Origin of the sequence: Chryseobacterium edaphi (genome assembly GCF_025628985.1) — a bacterium.
Taxonomy (GTDB): domain Bacteria; phylum Bacteroidota; class Bacteroidia; order Flavobacteriales; family Weeksellaceae; genus Chryseobacterium; species Chryseobacterium edaphi.
Map to the genome: position 1 here is coordinate 1,331,935 of NZ_JAOTEM010000001.1, position 20,466 is coordinate 1,352,400.

The 20,466-nt window shown below is 33.4% G+C and carries 20 protein-coding genes; 9 read left to right on the forward strand and 11 right to left on the reverse strand.

The features are described from left to right. Positions 1-54: 54 nt before the first annotated feature. From NZ698_RS06305 to recQ, 9 genes are all read right to left on the reverse strand, one after another. A complete protein-coding gene (locus tag NZ698_RS06305; protein ID WP_263002229.1) occupies positions 55-879 on the reverse strand; it encodes a CvfB family protein in 825 nt (274 codons plus the stop codon). Between the two features lie 231 nt (positions 880-1,110). Further along, a complete protein-coding gene (locus NZ698_RS06310; protein WP_263002230.1) occupies positions 1,111-3,339 on the reverse strand; it encodes a reprolysin-like metallopeptidase in 2,229 nt (742 codons plus the stop codon). 127 nt (positions 3,340-3,466) lie between these two features. Further along, on the reverse strand, positions 3,467-4,870 hold the full coding sequence (lpdA, locus tag NZ698_RS06315) for a dihydrolipoyl dehydrogenase (RefSeq protein WP_263002231.1): 1,404 nt from the start codon (positions 4,868-4,870) through the stop codon (positions 3,467-3,469). A 137-nt stretch (positions 4,871-5,007) separates the two neighbouring features. Continuing rightward, complete coding sequence (locus NZ698_RS06320) at positions 5,008-5,433, reverse strand: zinc-ribbon domain containing protein (RefSeq protein ID WP_368407654.1); 426 nt, start codon at positions 5,431-5,433, stop codon at positions 5,008-5,010. Positions 5,434-5,628: 195 nt separating this feature from the next. Beyond that, the gene (locus NZ698_RS06325) at positions 5,629-5,976 is read right to left on the reverse strand and encodes a hypothetical protein (protein WP_263002232.1); all 348 of its coding nucleotides are present in this window, start codon (positions 5,974-5,976) and stop codon (positions 5,629-5,631) included. A 58-nt stretch (positions 5,977-6,034) separates the two neighbouring features. Beyond that, positions 6,035-7,120, reverse strand: coding sequence for a glycosyltransferase (locus NZ698_RS06330; protein WP_263002233.1), 1,086 nt, complete (start codon positions 7,118-7,120; stop codon positions 6,035-6,037). A 64-nt stretch (positions 7,121-7,184) separates the two neighbouring features. Beyond that, on the reverse strand, positions 7,185-7,508 hold the full coding sequence (locus NZ698_RS06335) for a hypothetical protein (RefSeq protein ID WP_263002234.1): 324 nt from the start codon (positions 7,506-7,508) through the stop codon (positions 7,185-7,187). Next, a complete protein-coding gene (locus NZ698_RS06340) occupies positions 7,499-7,744 on the reverse strand; it encodes a hypothetical protein (RefSeq protein WP_263002235.1) in 246 nt (81 codons plus the stop codon). The genes NZ698_RS06335 and NZ698_RS06340 overlap by 10 nt, the downstream gene beginning before the upstream one ends. A 17-nt stretch (positions 7,745-7,761) precedes the next feature. After that, on the reverse strand, positions 7,762-9,966 hold the full coding sequence (gene recQ, locus NZ698_RS06345) for a DNA helicase RecQ (RefSeq protein WP_263002236.1): 2,205 nt from the start codon (positions 9,964-9,966) through the stop codon (positions 7,762-7,764). A gap of 158 nt (positions 9,967-10,124) precedes the next feature. Between recQ and NZ698_RS06350 the strand changes: the two genes are divergently transcribed. The 9 genes from NZ698_RS06350 to NZ698_RS06390 all read left to right on the forward strand — a co-directional run bounded on the left by NZ698_RS06350 (position 10,125) and on the right by NZ698_RS06390 (position 18,675). Then, positions 10,125-11,084: a KpsF/GutQ family sugar-phosphate isomerase gene (locus NZ698_RS06350; protein WP_263002237.1), complete on the forward strand. Its 960-nt coding sequence runs from the start codon at positions 10,125-10,127 to the stop codon at positions 11,082-11,084. Between the two features lie 144 nt (positions 11,085-11,228). Further along, positions 11,229-12,059: a twin-arginine translocase subunit TatC gene (tatC, locus tag NZ698_RS06355; protein ID WP_263002238.1), complete on the forward strand. Its 831-nt coding sequence runs from the start codon at positions 11,229-11,231 to the stop codon at positions 12,057-12,059. Between the two features lie 141 nt (positions 12,060-12,200). Continuing rightward, positions 12,201-12,575, forward strand: a complete 375-nt coding sequence (locus tag NZ698_RS06360; protein WP_263002239.1) for a DoxX-like family protein — start codon at positions 12,201-12,203, stop codon at positions 12,573-12,575. Beyond that, entirely contained in the window at positions 12,572-13,306 is a 735-nt protein-coding gene (locus NZ698_RS06365) for a DUF2071 domain-containing protein (RefSeq protein ID WP_263002240.1), read from the forward strand. The genes NZ698_RS06360 and NZ698_RS06365 overlap by 4 nt, the downstream gene beginning before the upstream one ends. Continuing rightward, complete coding sequence (locus NZ698_RS06370) at positions 13,297-14,049, forward strand: class I SAM-dependent methyltransferase (RefSeq protein ID WP_263002241.1); 753 nt, start codon at positions 13,297-13,299, stop codon at positions 14,047-14,049. Before NZ698_RS06365 ends, NZ698_RS06370 begins: the two co-directional genes overlap by 10 nt. Positions 14,050-14,060: 11 nt before the next feature. After that, a complete protein-coding gene (locus tag NZ698_RS06375) occupies positions 14,061-14,471 on the forward strand; it encodes a hypothetical protein (RefSeq protein ID WP_263002242.1) in 411 nt (136 codons plus the stop codon). Positions 14,472-14,513: 42 nt separating this feature from the next. Then, the gene (locus NZ698_RS06380; RefSeq protein WP_263002243.1) at positions 14,514-16,145 is read left to right on the forward strand and encodes a M1 family metallopeptidase; all 1,632 of its coding nucleotides are present in this window, start codon (positions 14,514-14,516) and stop codon (positions 16,143-16,145) included. An 8-nt stretch (positions 16,146-16,153) separates the two neighbouring features. Then, complete coding sequence (locus tag NZ698_RS06385; RefSeq protein ID WP_263002244.1) at positions 16,154-16,765, forward strand: hypothetical protein; 612 nt, start codon at positions 16,154-16,156, stop codon at positions 16,763-16,765. A 53-nt stretch (positions 16,766-16,818) separates the two neighbouring features. Beyond that, positions 16,819-18,675 carry a M61 family metallopeptidase gene (locus NZ698_RS06390; protein ID WP_263002245.1) on the forward strand — a complete coding sequence of 619 codons (1,857 nt, stop codon included), beginning with the start codon at positions 16,819-16,821 and terminating at the stop codon, positions 18,673-18,675. A gap of 58 nt (positions 18,676-18,733) precedes the next feature. Here the strand turns inward: NZ698_RS06390 and NZ698_RS06395 are convergent, their stop codons facing one another. Both NZ698_RS06395 and NZ698_RS06400 read right to left on the reverse strand, forming a co-directional pair. After that, a complete protein-coding gene (locus tag NZ698_RS06395; RefSeq protein ID WP_263002246.1) occupies positions 18,734-19,630 on the reverse strand; it encodes a GLPGLI family protein in 897 nt (298 codons plus the stop codon). A gap of 1 nt (position 19,631) precedes the next feature. Beyond that, the gene (locus tag NZ698_RS06400; RefSeq protein ID WP_263002247.1) at positions 19,632-20,459 is read right to left on the reverse strand and encodes a GLPGLI family protein; all 828 of its coding nucleotides are present in this window, start codon (positions 20,457-20,459) and stop codon (positions 19,632-19,634) included. Between the last annotated feature and the right edge of the window lie 7 nt (positions 20,460-20,466).

Consider the following 20,466-nt stretch of genomic DNA (forward strand, 5'->3'; position numbering starts at 1 on the left):
AAGAGCAGAAATTAAATTTCTGCTCTTTTTTTATTATTTTTAAAATAATTTCATCTACAATAACTTGATTTTATCATCTACAAGATCAATGATTTTATCTTTGTACAGACCTCCGATTGCTTTCTTAAAATTCTTTTTACTCATTTGCAGTTCAGCTTTGATGTCTTCCGGAGAAGACTTGTCTGATAAATAAAGAAGTCCGAAATTCTCGTCTAATTTGGTAAGGATTTTCTGTCTGAATTCATCTATATTTTCAAAACCTTCAGGCTGAAGAGAAACATCTATTTTCCCGTCTTCACGAATTGTTTTGATATAACCTTCTTCTTCGGACAGCGGATACAGTTTTTTGTAAACATCAGATGTGTAGACCAATCCTATATATTTTTTGTTGATAACAACATTCCATCCAAGTTCGCTCTCATTCATCATGATCAACTCTACTTTGTCACCTTTCTGGAAAGGAAGATCTTCGTATTGAGGATTTCTTTTGAATTTTGTAGTTCCGGTGATCAGTTCGAGTTCGTCATCAATGTACAAATTAACAAGATATCTTTTGCCTTCAATGATTTTTGTCTTCTGCTGTTTGTACGGAATAAAAAGGTCTTTGATGATACCCCAATCCATAAAAGCACCACTTGGAAGACTTTGTACACAACTCATAACGGCAAATTCGCCCACTTCTGCTAAAGGAGTTTCGGTTGTAGCTTTCAGTTTGTGATCATCCTGGTAAACAAAAACTTCAATCTCATCGCCAATTTCTTTCTCTCCACGAATGAAAACTTTAGACATAAAAGCGGTTTCGCCAGTCTCTGATTCAAGCATCCATCCCGAATTATTTTTTTCTGAAATTTTGAGCGTCTGAGTTTTTCCTATTTCCATTGATGATAATTTAATTGGCAAAGGTAAGGAATATGTTGGAGAGTTTCAGAGTTGGCAGGTTTGAGTTTGATATTTAGTTTGAAAATTGGTTTAAATTTGGGATCTAGTGATATCCTAGTTTTTTTTAAATGAATAACCATCTTCTGTAAAGCTCAAATTGATAAAAAAAAGAGAGACAAAAGCCTCTCTTTATATTTAATAATGTTTGAAAAATTTGATTTAAAATCTTTCTTATTCTTTAATCCATTTAACCGTTTTATCGATTGTTTTAGATTTAATATTAACCAAATATTCTCCTTTTACCAAATTACTCAGATTATAAGTAGCAACTTTATCACCATTTGTAGTGTTGTTTTGTTTTCTGAATATTAGTTTTCCACTTAAATCGTAAACAGTGACATCATGAGTATCATTCTGTTTAGTAAATTTAATATTTAAAATTCCTTTACTCGGATTAGGATATACTACAAACGCATCATCATCCTGATTAAGCTCATTAACCGCCAATATCTGATTAATCGTAAAGTTAGATGGATTGATATGATAAAAAACATTTCCCACACTTGCAACCATAATTCTTGCCTGAGAGGAGCTTACATTCGGAACTGTAATAACTTCTGAACCATCATTTGCAGTAGATGCCAAAATTGTAATCGGATATGTAAAACCACCATCTGTGGAAAGCAGAATGCTTACATTAGCACAGCTCACAGGAGCCGCTGTCGTATTGGCAACATTCCAGGTGACAGTTTGTGTGCTGTTTCCATTCCATGATACAGCTGTAGCCGGAGCAGTTACTCTGAAAGGCCCTGAATTGCCATCAACGGTAATCGCCACATCGTCATTTGCGACCCCTCCACAACCTGGATTATTATCTCTAACCGTTAATCTGAATTCTAATGATCTTGCATAATTTGGCCAAAACTCACCTTTTGTAACAGTATTACTCAATACATCCGCAATTTTTGGAAAATATCTAAAAGGAACAGTCGTCGGAAGATAGGATCTGAATAAAGGTGCATTTCCTGTAGGAACGTTCCAGTTTCCGGATGGTCCCACATCATTTTGTTCCCAAGAATATGTAAGTCCTGTATTTTGTGCATCTGTTGCAGATCCTGTCAATTTAAAAGGTGTGTTTACGGGAATAATGTAGTCACCTCCTGCATTGACAACAGGAGCTGTATTTGCAACTGGAGTTGTAACCTGACATGTTTTTGCTAAAACTGTGGAAGTTATAGACTGAAAAGATTTTGTATGAAAAGTAGCAATACTATTATTAGCCAGATTATTTGTAGTTCCGCAAATGCCTGCATATGCCATAATTGTGATTCCACTTCCCGGCTCTACAGCATTAGCCGCAGATCTATTTCCACTACAACTGCCTGTGATAGAATTAAAAGTATGTGGTCCTCCAAACTGGTGTCCAACTTCATGTGCTACATAATCAATATCGTAAGGATCACCGACAGGATTGGATGAGCCTGTAATTCCACTTCCCTTCTGTGAAGTAGTACAAATTACTCCTAATCCCGCTAAACCACCGCCGCCGGTACTGAATGTGTGTCCAATATCGTAATTTGCTGAACCTATGATAGCATCTATATTTGCTTGGCTTTCATCAATCAAGGTATAAGCATCATTATTTCCATTAAATGGATCAGTAGTAGGATTTGTGAAAACAATACTTGCTTCATTTGCCACAAGTACAAGTCTTACAGCTACTTCTTGTTCATAAACACCATTCAGACGGTTTACACTGGTAACGATAGCAGATAAAGTTTGGGCAACGGTAGGAGAAGGTAAGCCAGTTGCTGCAATAGCATATTCTCCTGTACAGGCAACCGCTAGTCTGAAAATCCTGATCTGATTACCTACACTTGGAGTTACCGTTTTTTGCTCGTTTTTTTTTATTGATTCTACATCATCTTTAAGTCCGCAACTTCTTACATGAGTATCTATTAAATCAGCTTTTTTGTATACAATGTAATTGTTGATATCATTTTTAGAATAAGGATCAATATACAGATCTCCGGTTACTACAGATTTTATCTGAGCGTGAAATCCTAATTCTGTAAAATCTAATTTTACAGTAGCATAAATATCGTCAATACCTTGTCCTGTAAAAGTTACTATGTTTGGGAATTTTGCAGCTAATTCCTGCTCCATTACAGAGGATTTCCAGATTTTGAATCTGGACTTGGTTCCATCTGGCATAGGTAGTATAATAATGCTCGCATTATTTTTTAGATCACTGTCTTTTAATTCCGGAACAGAATTAAAATAACTCTTAATACTCCCTACATTTAATTGATAAGTAAGGAATTTTTCTGGTTGTACGGTTCTGCTTTTTGCTTCGACCTTTATACTTCTTTCGTTGATAGGAGTGAAAAAATCCTGTGATTTCGCAAAGGAAATGCTTAGAATAAACACTGCTAAATAGAGTAAACGTGTAATTTTCATAACATGTAGATTTGATTTAATCAAAAATACCACTTATTTCATAAAAAATAATGCAGAAACTCAAAGAATTTCTGCATTATTATGAAATGTCGTAAATAGGAAGTTTGTCTTCCCTGAAATTAATTTTTTACATATGGATAGGTCTCTTACATGTCGCATCAAGAGCAGCCTCTTTCACAGCTTCAGCGTATGTCGGGTGAGCATGAGAACTTCTTGCGATATCTTCTGCACTTGCACGGAATTCCATTGCGATTACACCTTCAGCAACCAAATCTGCAGCTCTTGCTCCGATCATGTGGAAACCAAGAACTTCATCAGTCTTTTCGTCAGCGATAATTTTCACTAAACCATCAGTGTCACCACTTGCGCGGCTTCTTCCTAAAGCTCTCATTGGGAAAGAACCAACTTTATAAGCCACTCCCTCTTCTTTCAATTGCTCTTCAGTTTTACCAACTCCTGCAACTTCAGGCCATGTATAAACTACACCAGGAATTAGGTTATAGTTGATATGAGGTTTTTGACCAGCTAAAGTTTCAGCAACAAAAGTTCCTTCTTCTTCAGCTTTGTGAGCCAACATTGCCCCTTTGATTACATCACCGATTGCATAAATATTCGCAACATTAGTCTGTAAATGGTCGTTTGTTTTCACTCTTCCTCTTTCATCAAGTTCAACACCTGCTTTCTCCAATCCAAGACCGTCTGTGTAAGGTTTTCTACCCACAGAAACAAGACAATAATCTCCTTCTACAGAGACCTCCTCTCCTTTTTTATCTTTTGCAGTAACTTTTACAGTATCTCCATTTCTTTCAACCGCAGAAACTGCTGTAGAAAGCATGAATTTCATTCCTTGTTTTTTAAGAACTTTAGTTAATTCTTTACTTAAAGCTCCATCCATTGTAGGGATGATTTTGTCCATAAATTCGACCACAGTTACCTGAGCTCCAAGTCTTAAGTAAACTGAACCTAGTTCAAGACCGATAACTCCGCCACCGATAACAACCAAATGCTTAGGAATTTCCTTTAAGTTTAAAGCTTCCGTAGAAGTGATCACTCTTTCTTTATCTAAAGTGATGAAAGGCAAAGATGAAGGTTTAGAACCAGTTGCAATAATGATATATTTAGAATCGATCGTTTCTGTAGAACCGTCGTTTTTAGTCACTTTAACCTGAGTAGCAGATTCAAAACTTCCAAGACCTTCAAAAACAGTAATTTTATTTTTATCCATCAGGAAATTAATTCCTTTTGTAGTCTGCTCTACAACTTCATTTTTTCTCGCAATCATTCTTGCGATATCCGCTTTGGGCTCATTAATGATAATTCCGTGGTTTTCGAAATTGTGTTTTGCGTTTTCGAAATGCTCAGAGCTGTCCAAAAGCGCTTTTGAAGGAATACATCCAACGTTAAGACAAGTTCCGCCTAAAGTTGAATATTTTTCAATAATTGCGGTTTTGAAACCTAATTGCGCAGCGCGAATTGCAGCTACATAACCTCCAGGACCAGAACCTATTACGGTAACATCGAATTGACTCATTTTATATTATAATTTATTTTATTATCTGATGATTTATCATTACAAATTTACTGATTAATTTAGAAGGAACAAAGTGAGTTTTGTCAAGTTTTTTTTGAGTTGGAAGATGGAAGTTGGGTGATGGAAGTTTAAACATTTTACTTCTTTTTTGCTTTAAGAATTTTATTATATAAATTAAATTTATCATTTATCTTCCACTCATCATAAATTTGTACAAGTTCATACAATTCTTCAATTGTCATATCCTTAGAATCTTTTTTTAAGATTTCTGAAAGTCTTTTGTTTTGTAATTTCTCTTTTCTTATTTGCTTCCTACAACTTAAACAATGGACAGGAACCGATTCTTTACGAAATTTTAAGCCTTCATACCAAAATTTCTTTTCTTCTTTAGTAAAAGTAAATTCTTTCCTACATTTCTTACATTTTATACTAGAATCATAGTACGCAAGATAAAAATAGTAGGAATGGTTTTGTTGTAAAGGATTTGAAATTAAAGATTTTTTATCTTCTACACATTTGTCACAAGTCCAAACAAAATCAGAACCTATTAAAAAATCATATATATATCATCATCTAGTTTAAATTCTTTAATAAAATCTGTATTTCGTAATATTGACAAGCAAATTGAAACATCCAACTTATCTTTTAAAACACCACAACATTTACACTTAGTAAACATATCTGTTCTATTGCGCTTATTTTTCATTTGCCTTAATTTGCAATTTCAAAAATGCTAAGTTTGGTCATGATGTAATTTCCTAAACAAAATTCAACTTTCCTTCTCCGAATGCTTCTTTATTTCCGAAAAATTCGCCTCCACAAATGTACCAGTCAAGATTCTCCAAGTGCTTAATCGCATCCTCCGGTTTTATTCCTGCAACATCTTTTTTGGCAATAATTCCTTTGAACCATCTTGCGGATTGTGGAGAATTTTGAAATAAGATATCATATTTGAGCCAGATTCTCTGACAAAGTCTGCATTGAATTACGCTTACTTCAGCATTTCTGTTTTCAGTAAGATCTGTACCTACGTTTGAAGTTCTGTATTCAGATTCAATTAGGTCGTGTTTTTCGCAGGCACAACCCAATTTCGGAAGTTTTTTCATGGATGGATAATTGATTTTGATAAATTGAATTGCAAATTTAAAGAATTATAAAGACTAATTATCTATTCATCAATGCCAGCAAAACCTTTTCATAGTTATCTAAAATTATATCTTTGGAAAATCTTGATTTAATTGAATTAATAATCCATTCTTTATCATAATTCTGCTGTAAAATAGATCTTATTTTTTGTGCAAAATCCTCATGATTGTCAATATTACCAATTTCTCCGTTGATGTCGTTTTGGATAATTTCATTGATTCCGCCCGGACAATTATTTGCCAAAGAATAAGTTCCACACGCTCCGGCCTCCAACAAAACATTCGGAAAACCTTCATATCTTGATGAAAGGATAAATAAATCTGCAAATTTCAAAAACTCGTACGGATTTTCCTGTCTCCCATGAAAAACGACATTCTTTAAACCTAAAAAATCTTTCATCTGATGAAGAATTTCACGGTCTTTCCCATCACCCAAAATATGAAGAATAATTTTCTCATTTTTTAATCTTGAAAATACTTTCAACAAATTATCAAAACCTTTTCTGGCAGACAAATTCCCAATGGCGACAACATTTTTATAATTGTATTTAAAGCTTTCTGGTTTTTGAGAAAACAACAGTTTTTCATTGATAAAATCAAAGTCAACAGGATTATTTATTTTAATAACCTTTGAACGGTTGATTTTAAAATTATTAATCAGATCATTCATCATGTCATCACTTTGCGCGATGATTTGCTGATAATTATTATAAAAATTATAGAAAAATTTAATCTCTTTTTTGGTCACGTGTTCCGAAACGACATTGGTTTCTCTGGCAATGAACTTTACCTTAGGAAAAAGTTTGATAAATAAAGATAGATATGCATTAACCTCACCAAATCCGGAAAAAACTATATCAGGTTTTCTGCGGTAAATTTCTTTCAAAATCGGTTTTAAAGAATGTCTGATTCTTTCGGTATCAATATCAATAATTTCCACGTCACTTTTAAGAAAATCAAGATAACCACCTTGTTTGCGCAATAGCAAAATCTTTGGCTCAAACTTATCTCTGGAAAGATGGTTTGCGATGGTGGTAACGATTCTTTCTGCACCTCCGGTTTCGAGATCCGGCAGAATAAATATGACAGAAATTTTCTTTTTCATCTTAAAGATCTCGTTTGAAAAATTCTTTTAAAAGTTATTTTTTTTATTGATTAATAGTATTATCCTAAATGAGATAAGGAAAATCCTGAGAATGATTGTTCAATATATGATTGATTAAAAATTTGTCGTCTCTTTGATCGAAAAAAACATACCAAAAAGTATGACTGTTTGCTTTATATCTTAAAAACTTTTTGCCAAACTTTTGAAAAGGTTGTGGTGTATTTCTACTAATTGGTTTTGAAATTTTATTACCTATGAAATCATAAATCTTTTCAATATACTCTACCGCATAATCTTCAAAACCAAAATATTTTCTACTATACAGAATATCCACAAGATCATTGATTTTATTTTCAAACTCTTGCTTATATACAATTATTATTTCCAAGGTAGATTTCTGACGTGTTCTATTGTTCTTCTTCTCATTTCTGTATGAGAAATTCCCTTAGCAAATCTTGCATCAAAATCATCTTCAACAACGTATTGTGGCTGTTGTTCCGCCACTTTTCCGTCTGAAGTCATTCTGCTCTTGATTTTCATCAGTTCGGCAATGTCTTCAAGCTCTTCCATATCTTTAATCCATTGAATGAGCTCTTTCTTTGCTTCAGTAATTGGATTTTCCATTTCAATATTCTTTATAATTAATTGGCAACGTCACTGATAAATTTAATCCTTAACATTCTAACTTCATCATCAGAAAGTTCATCTCCAAACTCATCCAGCAAAACTTTCATGCTGTCGCTTTCAGATTCTGTCATAAATTCCATGAATTCATCTACAATATCTTCATCAAAATTTTCTTCAATATAATAATCGATATTCAGTTTTGTCCCCTGATAAACAATACGTTCCATTTCTTTCAACAAATCATTCATTGAAAGATTTTTAGCTCTTGCAATGTCTTCAAGGTCAATTTTTTTATCAGTGCTTTGAATAATGAAAACTTTATGGCTCGATTTATTGGCTACATTTTTCAGAACCATATCCTGAGTACGCTCAATATTGTTGTCTTCAACATATTTAGAAATAAAATCAGCGAATTCTTTACCGTATTTTTTGGCTTTTCCTTCACCAACTCCATAAATTTTCGCAATTTCTTCAAGCGTAATCGGATATTGAACGGTCATATCTTCCAAACTCGGATCCATGAAAACCGTATAAGGTGGAATTCCATGTTTCTTAGCAACTTTTTTTCTAAGTTCTTTCAACAATCCGAATAAATTCTGGTCTAAACCTCCTGCTGCCTGCATTTGTACCTGATCGCTGTCTGCTTTGGTTTGTGAAAGATCAAATTCACGATCTTCAGCAATCGAGAATGATTCTTTAAATTTTCCATCAATCACTTGATGTCCCTTTGGTGATATTTTTAGAACACCATAGGTTTCAATATCTTTTTGTAAAAAATTCTGTACTGTTGCCTGTCTCAAAATTGTTTTCCAGTAATTGTCTTTTTCATTTTTTCCAAAACCGAAAAATGAAGTCTGCTCAAGCTTATAAGATTTGGTAACCGCATTTTCTTTTCCCACAATAACAGAAATCAAATCCTTAGATTTGAATTTTTCATTGGTTTCCTTGATGAGTTCCAAAACTTTTTCTAAATCTTTTGTGGCATCTTTTAATTTTGGAGGGTTTGATGCGTTGTCACACATATTGGCTCCTTCACCTTTTACAGGATCGAATGTTTCACCAAAATAATACAATATATATTGTCTTCGGCTCATGGAAGTTTCGGCGTAACCTACCACTTCATTTAAAAGCTGCAAACCGATTTCTCTTTCGGAGACAGGCTTTTGAGCCAAGAATTTTTCTAATTTTTCAATATCTTTAGGATCGTAGAATGCCAAACAGTGACCTTCTCCTCCATCTCGTCCTGCACGACCGGTTTCCTGATAATAACTTTCAAGAGATTTTGGGAAATCATAGTGAATCACAAAACGAACATCCGGTTTGTCAATTCCCATTCCAAAAGCGATCGTAGCAACAATTACGTCGGCTTCCTCCATCAGAAATTTATCCTGATTGGTGACTCTTACTTTTTGATCTAAACCTGCATGATAAGGAAGCGCGTTGATTCCGTTAACCTGCAAAAGCTGAGCAAATTCTTCAACTTTTCTCCGGCTTAAACAATAAACAATTCCTGATTTACCTTTATGCTTATTGATAAATTTTACAATCTCTTTATCTACATTCACTTTCGGTCGAACTTCATAATATAAATTAGCTCTGTTAAAGCTTTCTTTAAAAACTAAAGCATCCGTCATTCCCAAAGTTTTCTGAATATCATCCTGAACTTTTGGTGTAGCAGTCGCAGTAAGAGCAATCACAGGAACATCAGCAATTTTATCGATTATTGATTTTAAATTTCTATATTCGGGTCTGAAATCATGTCCCCATTCTGAGATACAGTGAGCCTCATCAATGGCAACAAATGAAATTTTCACATCTCTGAAAAATTCAAGATAATCTTCTTTAATCAAAGATTCTGGAGCTACGTAGAGAAGTTTTGTTTTTCCACTTTTTATATCATCAAAAACCTGTTTGGTCTGAGTTTTGTTAAGAGAAGAATTAAGAACATGGGCTACTCCATTTTCAGAAGACAATCCGTTTACGGCGTCTACCTGATTTTTCATTAAAGCAATCAATGGAGAAACTACAATAGCAGTTCCTTCAGAAATAAGGGCGGGTAGTTGATAACACAAAGATTTACCACCTCCGGTCGGCATCAAAACAAAAATATCTTTGCCCTGTAACAGTTCTTCAATAATAAGTTCCTGCTGACCTTTGAAAGTAGAAAATCCGAAGTATTTCTTTAACTCGCCTGATAAATTGGCTTTTTTTGCGCTCATCTAAATTTGTATTGCTAAATTTGCATCTAACCCAAAGTTATAACTTTTTTACTGAAAATAAAAGTAAACAAGTTTATAAAAAATAAAACCTGCGTTAAAGATTCTTAAATATCGCAGTTTTACTTTGGAATAGTTTAGACAGAAATCATATCGGAAAAATGGACACATCAAACATTATTTCAATCGCCAAGAGCACATTAGCTATAGAAATCGCCGAATTAGAAAAATTGAAAAACAGAATAGATGAAGACTTTGTAAAAGCAGTTGAAATCATACATTCTGCAAAAGGAAAATTGATCGTTGTAGGAATCGGAAAATCTGCTCATGTCGGAAATAAAATCGTTGCAACATTAAATTCTACAGGAACTCCATCACAGTTTTTACATGCTTCAGAAGCTATTCATGGTGATTTGGGAGTAATTCAGAAGCAGGATGTCGTTTTATGTATCTCAAACTCCGGAAATTCTCCTGAAATCATCAATCTTGTGACTTATCTTAAAGATTACTCTTCCGCATTGATAGGAATGACCGGAAACAGAAAAAGCAAACTTGCAGAATATTCGGATGTAATTTTAAACACTCATGTAGATTTAGAAGCCTGCCCGAATAAATTGGCTCCCACAAGTTCAACGACTTTACAAATGGCTTTAGGTGATGCTTTAGCGATTTCTTTGATGGAATTAAATGATTTTAAGGAAAATGATTTTGCTAAATTTCATCCGGGTGGAAGTTTGGGTAAAAACTTAACAGCAAGAGTTGAACAATTTGTTTCTTCTCAAAAACCTCAGGTTACAGAAGAATCTTCAATCAGAGACGTGATTATCTCAATCAGCGCTTCAAGTCATGGAATTACGGTTGTAACCAACGAAGAGAAAATCATTGGTGTCATTACAGATGGAGATTTACGAAGAATGTTACTGAATGGCGACGATATTTCTAAAGTTTTGGCTAAAAATATTATGTCCGGAAATCCTAAAACCATCGAAAAAGATTTTTTAGCAAAGGAAGCCATGAAAGTTTTAAAAGACAACAATATAGGACAGCTGATCGTTACACACAACGGACAGTATTTTGGGATTATTGATATTCATAAGCTTTTGGACGAAGGAATTAATTAGATAAAAAGCTGAGATTGAGATTAAGGTTGAGATTTAATTTTAGTGAAAAAATTGCAAAACATTGATTAAAACACTGAATCTCAAATTTCAATCATCCAACTCCCCACTTTTTTTCATAAATTTGAAAACATTAAAAAAAATTCTGTGAGTGAAGGTAAAGAAATGTCCTTTTTCGGACATATTGGTGAACTTAGGGGTCATCTTATTCGTTCAATTATTGTTATCATTATCGCTGCTGTAGTCGTTGGATTCAATATCAATTGGATTATGGATCACGTCTTTTTCGGGCCGACCAGAAATGATTTTCCTACTTTTAAAGTTGTCAATCATTTTTCGAGAATGATTTTGGGCGAAGACAGTATTGAGCTTCCCAAAGAATTTCCGGTACGTGTACAAAGGCTGTATCAGCAGTTTAATGTGATGATGGCTGTCTCCATATTCGGAGGTTTGGTGATTGGTTTTCCTTATATCGTTTGGGAATTATGGCGATTTATCAGTCCGGCTTTGCATCCCAACGAAAGAAAAAATTCACTATTTATCATCAATTCCGTGTGGATTTTGTTTATGATGGGCGTTTTATGTGGTTACTTTTTGATTTTACCTTTTGCTGTCAATTTTGGAGTTATCTTTAAAATTTCAGATATAATTATTCCGCTTTACGATTTGAGTGATTATACCACTCTTTTCTTGCAGGTTGTGATGGGAATGGGCGTAGTTTTTCTATTTCCGGTTCTTATTTATTTTCTGACGAGCATTGGAATTCTGAATCCTGCTTTCATGAAAAAATACAGAAGACACGCAATCGTTTTGATTATGGTTGTCGCTGCAATTATAACTCCGGCAGATGTTTTAAGTATGATGATGGCAGCTTTACCACTATTATTCCTTTATGAATTCAGTATTTTGATGTGTGCTTATACTTATAAAAAAGTACAGAAAAGAGAAGCAAAACTTCCTGCTGTAAGAGAAAACTGAAGCAATTAAATGCAATTATAAATTAAATAGTTTATTGGAATAAAATCTGATAAACTATTTTTTTAAAATTAAACTTTCAATAATTACTGAAAGTTCAAAATATTTAATTATATTTGTTTAGAAATAAAAACATCAATCAAGATGAATAAAATATTTAACTATTTCATTGCAGCAGTCTGGCTTATCAATGGCCTGTTTTGTAAAGTTCTAAACTTAGTTCCGAGACATCAGGAAATTGTTTCTAGAATTTTGAGTGACGATCATTCAAGGATTTTGACGATTCTTATCGGAATTTCAGAAATAATCATGGCTGTCTGGATTTTATCAGGATTTAAAACAAAACTGAATGCAATTACTCAAATCGCTATTATCGCATCAATGAATATTCTCGAATTCATTTTAGTTCCCGATTTATTACTTTGGGGACATTACAATTCGTTGTTTGCATTTTTGTTTATTGTGCTGATTTATTTCAATGAATTTTATTTAAAACAAAAAATCACAAAAATATCATGAAATTTCTAAAAAATCATCCGTTTGCTGTAGAAGCATTTTTTGAAAGTTCTATTGTTTTCACATTTGCAATTCCAAAAGAAGAATTGCAGCATCTCATTCCGGAATGTCTCGAATTGGATACTTTTCAGGATAAATGGGCTTTTGTAGCCGCGGCTATGGTTCAGACAAAAGATTTAAGACCAAAAGGTTTTCCGAAATTTCTGGGAAACGATTTTTTCTTGATTGGCTATCGTGTTTTTGTACGATATACTAACAATGCTGGAAAAAGACTGCGAGGTTTATACATTTTAAAATCTGAAACCGATAAAAAGAAAATGGAATTCATGGGAAATATTTTCACCCATTACAATTATACAACGACTGATATTTATCAAACTGAAACAGAATATACTAAAGAAATTCAGTCAATTCAGTCAAAATTTAATGTAAAATTGAGTCAAAATGAAGAAAATATTAGTCTTCCAGAAAATTCACCCTTTGCAGACTGGAAAGAAGCCAGAAGATTTGCAGGACCTTTACCGTTCACATTTACTTATAATGGAAAAACGAAAGAAGTTCTGATCATTGAAGGTGTAAGACAAAACTGGGCTCCAGAACCTGTAAAAGTTTTGGTTTATCATTTTGATTTTTTGGATCAATTAAAATTGAAAAATCCCATTTTGGCCAATGCTTTTGTCATTAAAAACATTCCGTATTACTGGAAAAAAGGAAAAATAGAATCATGGAAATAAACAGAAGAAAATTTCAAGGTGTTTTGAATATTTTAAGCTTCAACCGACATTTTTATTTTTTTGGAATCGGGATTTTAGCTTTGATTATCATCAGTTACAAATTATTTGAATGGTCAGATATTTTATTTTGGATTATCATCATTTCGTTTCTGTACGGATTGATTATGCCTTTGATTGTCTCAGCTTATGTTTATGATTTCTCAGGATATTATAATTTTGACTGGCTTCAAAAATGTTCAATTGATCATTCTAACATTAAACAAGTTATCAATATCAATGCGGGTTTTGACGAGACAAGTTTTATCATTAAAAACAATTTCCCCAATGCAGATCTGAAGGTTTTTGATTTTTATGATTCAGAACGACATACCGAACCTGCAATCATAAGAGCAAGAAAAGTGAGTTTGGTTTATCCCAATACACAACAAATTAAATCAGATTCAATTGAAATGAATGATGATTCTGTTGATCTTATTTTTCTTCTTTCGGCGGTTCATGAGATCAGATCAAATAACGAAAAAATTCAATTTTTAAAAGAATGTCACCGGGTTTGTAAACCAAATGGAAAAGTAATAATGGTTGAACATTTACGTGATTTTCCAAATTTTCTGGCTTTCTCGGTAGGTTTTACTCATTTTTTTCCAAAAAAAATCTGGAGAAATGCTTTTGAAAATTCCGGTTTCAAAACTTTTGAAGAAATTAAGTTTACTCCATTTATGTCTATTTTTATTTGTACACCTTAAAACTTTTGACAATGCATACTCATTTAATTATTATCGGAATTATCTTCACTGTTTTAGCATTGATTCATATTATTTTTCCTAAATATTTTGAATGGGAAAAAGAATTCAGATCATTGAGTCTGATCAACCGTCAAATAATGAAAGTTCATACCATTTTCATTGCTTTCACCGTCTTTTTGATGGGTCTATTACTTCTCACGTCTTCATCAGAATTAATGGAAACTAATCTCGGTGAAAAAATCATCTTGGGATTGGCAATTTTCTGGACTTTCCGACTCGTCATTCAGTTTTTTGGCTATTCATCAAAACTATGGAAAGGCAAATTATTCGAAACGACTGTGCATATTATCTTTTCCCTGCTTTGGATCTACATAAGTTTTGTGTTATGGAGCATATATTTCAGTCCTGATGCACATTATTGAGATTAAATTTTATATTTTTGAAAACATCAAATTTCACATCATATGAAAAAGATTTCATACTCTATTTTATTGGCTTCAGGATTGACTTTCGGACAATTTTTTGAGCAAAATAAAACCTTCACAAAACAGGATACTTTAAAAGGCTCAAATACCAAATTCCGTAATTTTTGGGATGTTAAGAAATATGAATTGTCTGTTGAACCTAACTTCGAGCAAAGAAGCATAAAAGGAAACAATAAAATTAGTTTTGAAATTGTAAAAGATGTGACAAATCCTGTCTTTCAAATCGATCTTCAAAAACCGATGAAGGCCGATAAAATCGAATGCAGTTTCCCTACTAAAAATGATTTTAAAAGAGACGGCGATTTTATATTCATTACAGCCAACAATAGTTTCAAAAAAGGGGAAAAATATACGATTGATATCACATATTCAGGAAATCCTGTTATTGCAAAAAACGCACCTTGGGACGGAGGTTGGGTTTTTACAAAAGACGACAAAGGAAATCCATGGATCAGTGTTGCAGATGAAGGAATTGGTGCTTCGATCTGGCTTCCTACAAAAGATATCTGGAGCGACGAGCCTGAAAACGGAATCGTTATGAAAATTGTGACTCCATCAGATTTGGTAGGGATCGGAAATGGTAAGTTGATCAACAAAAAAACAGAAAACGGTAAAAATATTTTCACCTGGGAAGTTAAAAATCCTATCAACGCATACTCTATCATTCCGAATATCGGAAAATATGTCAATTTTAAAGATTCTTACAGCGGCGAAAAGGGAAAACTAGATCTCGATTATTGGGTGATCGATTATAATTTAGAGAAAGCAAAAAAACAGTTTCAACAGGTAAAACCCATGTTAAAAGCCTTTGAATATTGGTTCGGACCTTATCCTTTCTATGAAGATTCTTACAAATTGGTTGATTCACCGTATTTGGGAATGGAACATCAGAGCAATATTGCCTACGGAAATCAATATGTGAACGGATATTTGGGAAATGATCTTTCTGGAACTGGGATTGGTTTAAACTGGGATTACATCATCATCCATGAAAGTGGTCACGAATGGTTTGCCAACAATATTACGGCAAAAGATCAGGCAGATATGTGGATTCATGAGAGTTTCACGATGTATTCTGAAGTACTTTTTACGGAAGATTATATGGATAAAAAATCTGCGGATATTTACGCTCAGGGAATTCAGAATAATATTGCTAATGATATTCCGATCATCGGAAAATATGGGGTGAGAAATGAAGGAAGCGGCGACATGTATCCTAAAGGAGCAAGCATGCTTCACACGATGCGACAGGTGATCAATAACGATGAGAAATTCAGGCAGATTTTGAGAGGTTTAAATAAAGATTTTTATCATCAAACCGTTACAACCGAACAGATTGAAAAGTACATTTCTGAAAAGTCGGGAATTGATTTTTCGAGTATTTTCAATCAATATTTAAGAACAACAAAAGTTCCGGTTTTGGAATATTCACAAAATGGAACAGAACTGAAATATCGTTTTACAAATGTTGTTAAAAATCTAAATCTTCCTGTGAGATTTGGTGATCAGACGATTTCGCCTACTGAATCTTGGCAGAATATTACACTTAAAAGTAGCCAGCCGGTTGAGTTTAATAAGAATTATTATTTGAAGTATAAGAAGGTTAATTAATATATTAGATGAGTTTATCTTTTTTTTATTTAGCAGGGTGGATTAATAATTATTCGGGAGGTTTCAATTCTGCAACCGGGAATTTCAGAACTGTGAGTTTCTTAAATTATGATTGGAAAATAGATGAACAAAAACTTCACAGTTTTGATGTTCTCTTAAAGCATTCAATCAAAATTCTGAAAGAATCTAAACTTGAGAATGATTTAATAATTAATTATTTTGAAGAAAAAAAAGGTGCCTCTTTACAATCTGTAAACCTTGTAAATTCATTGATAGATTTTTTCTTTAACATAGGAACTCCTATCATTAATGATCAGTTTAATTTTTCTACTTCAATTTTCAGTGCTATTGATTCAAATGATAAAAATTCTCTTCCATTTTTGGAACGAATAAATTTTCTATTGGGAGTTTTACATAGCAACTCAGAGGAAAATATTTTTAATTTTCACAATGATTATCCAAAATGCCTTTTAACCCATTCTGTACTGAAGTCATTAGCAGAGGAAGATGATAAAATTTTCATGGAGTCGTATTTTAAAACTCCACATACTGATAGAATTATTATTGACCAAAAAAGTCCTCTATTTAAATACATAAATAAAATGACAAAAAAGTTTTAATTTATGTAACAAATTCAATTTTCCATCAACTACTTATCTATAAAATAAACCTAATGAAAAAAACAGCACTTAGCTTAGGAATTCTTGCAGCAGCTTTCGTTAATGCACAGTCAATCAAAACAAATATCGATTTGGTCAACGTAAAAGACGACAAAGTTGCCGTAACGATGGAATTTCCGAAAATGAAATCCGGAGATGTGAAATTTCATTTTCCTAAAACCGTTCCGGGAACATATTCTGTGGATGATTACGGAAGATTTATCGAAGGAATTAAATTTTTAGATAATAAAGGAAAAGAATTGACTTTCACAAAAGTTGGAGACAATACTTACACGCTGAAAAACGCACAGGCTTTAACGAAAGTTACGTATTTTGTGAATGACAGTTTTGATGAAGAAGGTGATGCAACAAAGCATAAAGCTGTATTCTCACCATCAGGAACCGATATTGAGCAAGGGAAAATTTATATGGTCAATACTCACGGATTTGTTGGGTACATAGATAATATGCAGGATGTTCCCTATCAATTGATTATTCAGAAACCTGCTGATTTTTATGGAACAACCGCTTTGGTTGATCAGGACAAATCTGAAGCAACCGATACTTTCACTTTGGCAAATTATGCTAAACTGACAGATTCTCCTTTGATGTATTCAAAACCTGATTTTATCACGTTCAACGCGGGTGGAATGGACTTGGTTTTGGGAGTTTACTCACCGACAGGAAAATATAAAGCGGCAGATTTTAAAGAAAACCTTGAAAAAATGGTTGTAGCTCAAAAGAAATTTTTGGGAGACATGAATACCAATAAAAAATATGCGATCATGCTTTATCTTGCGGGAACAGAAGGTCCGCAAATAAAAGGTTTTGGAGCATTGGAACATCATGAGTCGACAAGTGTTGTTTTACACGAAATGATGCCTAAAGAAGCAATTGATGAAGCCATTGTAGACGTAGTTTCTCACGAGTTCTTTCACACCGTGAATCCTTTAAAAACACATTCTGAAGAAATTCATTATTTTGATTATGCAGACCCGAAAATGTCTCAGCATCTTTGGATGTATGAAGGCGGAACTGAATATTTTGCCAACTTATTCCAGATCCAGGAAGGTTTGATCACGAAAGATCAGTTTCTTCAAAGAATAAGTGATAAAATTAAAAATTCAAAAAGCTACAACGACACTATGCCGTTTACGGTAATGAGTAAAAATATTTTGCTTGACGAATATAAAGATCAATACAGAAATGTCTACGAAAAAGGGACGCTTTTGACGATGTGTCTTGATATTGAATTAAGAAAATTATCTAATGGTGAAATGGGTTACCGTGATATGATCAGAAAACTGTCTCAAAGATTTGGTGAAAATAAACCATTCAAAGATGATAAACTGATTGACGAATTGGTAACGGTTACAGGTTATCCTCAAATAAAAGATTTCTACAATAAATATATTGCAGGAAGTCAGCCGACTCCTTATGCCGAATATTTGTCACAAGTTGGCGTAGAAATCAATAAGCAGGAAACTCCGCCAATCTTCTGGTTTGTAAAAGATCCAAATCAGACAGGTTACAATGAAAAAAACAATACTTTTATTTTTGATGAAAGTTCTGCTTTATCTCCTTTTGCAAAAAGTATCGGATTTAAAATTACTGACGAAATTGTAGCTTTGGATGGCAAAACAATTGATATTAAAAACGTACAGGAATTTATTAATTATTCTAAAACGATTAAAGACGGACAAAATGTTACCGTTACTGTTCTCAGAAAAAACGGTGATAAATCTGATAAGATCGAGCTTAAAGGAAAAGCTGTTTTAGATAAAATGACAATGGAAACATTACAATTTAAAGCAAATCCGACAGCGGCTGAAAAGAAACTTCAAGACCAATGGTTAACCGGTAAAAAATAAACAAACAAAATGCGAGGAAAATTTTCCTCGCATTTTTTATTATAAAATTTCTCAAATCTTATTTGTATAAATCCGGCTCGATAGGATTATTATTCTTCTTAAATCCTTCTTTCGCCTTCTTCTCCATTTCTCTGAAAACCTGATTCGGATCTGAAATTTCTTTTCCGTTTGCTGAAGTTGTTTTGAAAACCACTCTGTTTGTTTCGGTATTCTTCATCATCATTTCCCGCATATTTTTGGTCGGATCGTTGACGTATGATTTCCAGGCTTTTTTGAATTGGCTTTTATTGATTTCAATATCTTTCCCACCCATTCCGTAGATCTGAACTCCTTGCGGAAGTTCTGTCTCTTTTTCAGCAGCTATTGCAATTGTTTTATTTCCAACCAAAGTCATCGAATGCGAACCTGTTTTATCTTCAATTTTTACAATTAAACCCGGAAGTCCATAAAATTTATATGGTCCGTCCTGAAATGGAAGATCGGTAGAAAACCAAGCCGTCCACTCTCTTCCTCCAAATTTTGTTGTGGCTTTTTGAGCATTGTACTCCCCTATTTTCTGTTTATCGGGAAGAATTTTCCATTCTGGTTTCTGATCTTCTTCGATTTTATAATTGTCGCTGGAAATTCTTGTAAAAAGATACGTTTTGAAATCAGGATATTGTTTCGTCACTTTATAAGAAACCTGTCCCGGCTTTTCTCTCCTGCTGATATTGATATTGTTCGGGCTGAGTTTCAATTGTTTCTCAAGATCAGCTTTTGATGTAGAATCTGCTACAAATTTATCCTGGCTGTAATAGCTTGATCCGTTTTTGTCAATGTCCAAAAGCATCATTTCTTTTTTCACATCTGCCTTATCGGTAGAGTCTGAAATGAATTTATACTCATAAAAAAAACGGTTTTGTGCTGAAACTGAACAGCAAATTCCTAATAGTAATCCAAAATATAATTTTTTCATTTTATTTAACGGTATTGAGTTCTATCTTGTTGTTATTTTTTTTCAAAGCGGCTTTGAATCGTTCTTCCTGATCTTTCATATGACTATTTTGACCATCTTTCATAATCATGGTAACTCCGCCCATTTGCATCTGCTTCAGGCCTTTGGTTGGATCATTTTCATAGTCTTTAACCAACTTGCTATATTGTTTTGCATTGATAGAAATTTCTTTCGTTCCAAAAACATCTTCCGGTATGGCAGTAATATTTTTCACACCCTGCAAATTAAAAAGATGAGACTTTGTCTGATCTTCCAATTTTACAATCAAACCGGGAAGTCCATGAAATTTGTAAGGTCCGTCCTGAATCGGAATATCGGTTGTAAACCATGCAATCCAATGTCTTCCGCCGAAATCAGATTCTGCTTTTTGTGTCATCCATTCACCGATTTTTTGCTTTTCTGAACTTATTTTCCAGTCGATTGGTCTTTCGTCCGACACTTTATATAAGTCTGAAAGAATTCTGCTATGCAAAAACACTTCGTACTTAGGATATTTTTTTGAAATACTGTATTGTACCAATCCTTTTCGCATATCAGATTTAATATTGATTGCACCCGTTGTAGCCAGCTGTTTTTCCAGATCAACTTTCATTATAGAATCTGAATTGTAAACCGTATAACTGTAAAATTTTGATCCTGATTCAGTCACATCCAAGTTCATCAATTCGGTTTTTACATCTGAAATATTGGTTGAATCCGGGATGAATTTATACTCATAAGAAAATCTTTTGTTTTGCGCATTTGTAATTATTCCGAGAACTAGCAAACTGAAAGCAGCAATTAATTTCATTTTTAAA

Coding starts and splice junctions, on each gene's coding strand:
- NZ698_RS06375 (WP_263002242.1), top strand. CDS start 14,061: ATGCATACTCATTTAATTATTATCGGAATTATCTTCACTGTTTTAGCA.
- NZ698_RS06340 (WP_263002235.1), bottom strand. CDS start 7,744: ATGGAAAATCCAATTACTGAAGCAAAGAAAGAGCTCATTCAATGGATT.
- NZ698_RS06390 (WP_263002245.1), top strand. CDS start 16,819: ATGAAAAAAACAGCACTTAGCTTAGGAATTCTTGCAGCAGCTTTCGTT.
- NZ698_RS06325 (WP_263002232.1), bottom strand. CDS start 5,976: ATGAAAAAACTTCCGAAATTGGGTTGTGCCTGCGAAAAACACGACCTA.
- NZ698_RS06395 (WP_263002246.1), bottom strand. CDS start 19,630: ATGAAAAAATTATATTTTGGATTACTATTAGGAATTTGCTGTTCAGTT.
- NZ698_RS06365 (WP_263002240.1), top strand. CDS start 12,572: ATGAAATTTCTAAAAAATCATCCGTTTGCTGTAGAAGCATTTTTTGAA.
- recQ (WP_263002236.1), bottom strand. CDS start 9,966: ATGAGCGCAAAAAAAGCCAATTTATCAGGCGAGTTAAAGAAATACTTC.
- NZ698_RS06330 (WP_263002233.1), bottom strand. CDS start 7,120: ATGAAAAAGAAAATTTCTGTCATATTTATTCTGCCGGATCTCGAAACC.
- NZ698_RS06385 (WP_263002244.1), top strand. CDS start 16,154: ATGAGTTTATCTTTTTTTTATTTAGCAGGGTGGATTAATAATTATTCG.
- NZ698_RS06350 (WP_263002237.1), top strand. CDS start 10,125: ATGGACACATCAAACATTATTTCAATCGCCAAGAGCACATTAGCTATA.
- NZ698_RS06310 (WP_263002230.1), bottom strand. CDS start 3,339: ATGAAAATTACACGTTTACTCTATTTAGCAGTGTTTATTCTAAGCATT.
- NZ698_RS06305 (WP_263002229.1), bottom strand. CDS start 879: ATGGAAATAGGAAAAACTCAGACGCTCAAAATTTCAGAAAAAAATAAT.
- lpdA (WP_263002231.1), bottom strand. CDS start 4,870: ATGAGTCAATTCGATGTTACCGTAATAGGTTCTGGTCCTGGAGGTTAT.
- NZ698_RS06380 (WP_263002243.1), top strand. CDS start 14,514: ATGAAAAAGATTTCATACTCTATTTTATTGGCTTCAGGATTGACTTTC.
- NZ698_RS06370 (WP_263002241.1), top strand. CDS start 13,297: ATGGAAATAAACAGAAGAAAATTTCAAGGTGTTTTGAATATTTTAAGC.
- NZ698_RS06400 (WP_263002247.1), bottom strand. CDS start 20,459: ATGAAATTAATTGCTGCTTTCAGTTTGCTAGTTCTCGGAATAATTACA.
- NZ698_RS06360 (WP_263002239.1), top strand. CDS start 12,201: ATGAATAAAATATTTAACTATTTCATTGCAGCAGTCTGGCTTATCAAT.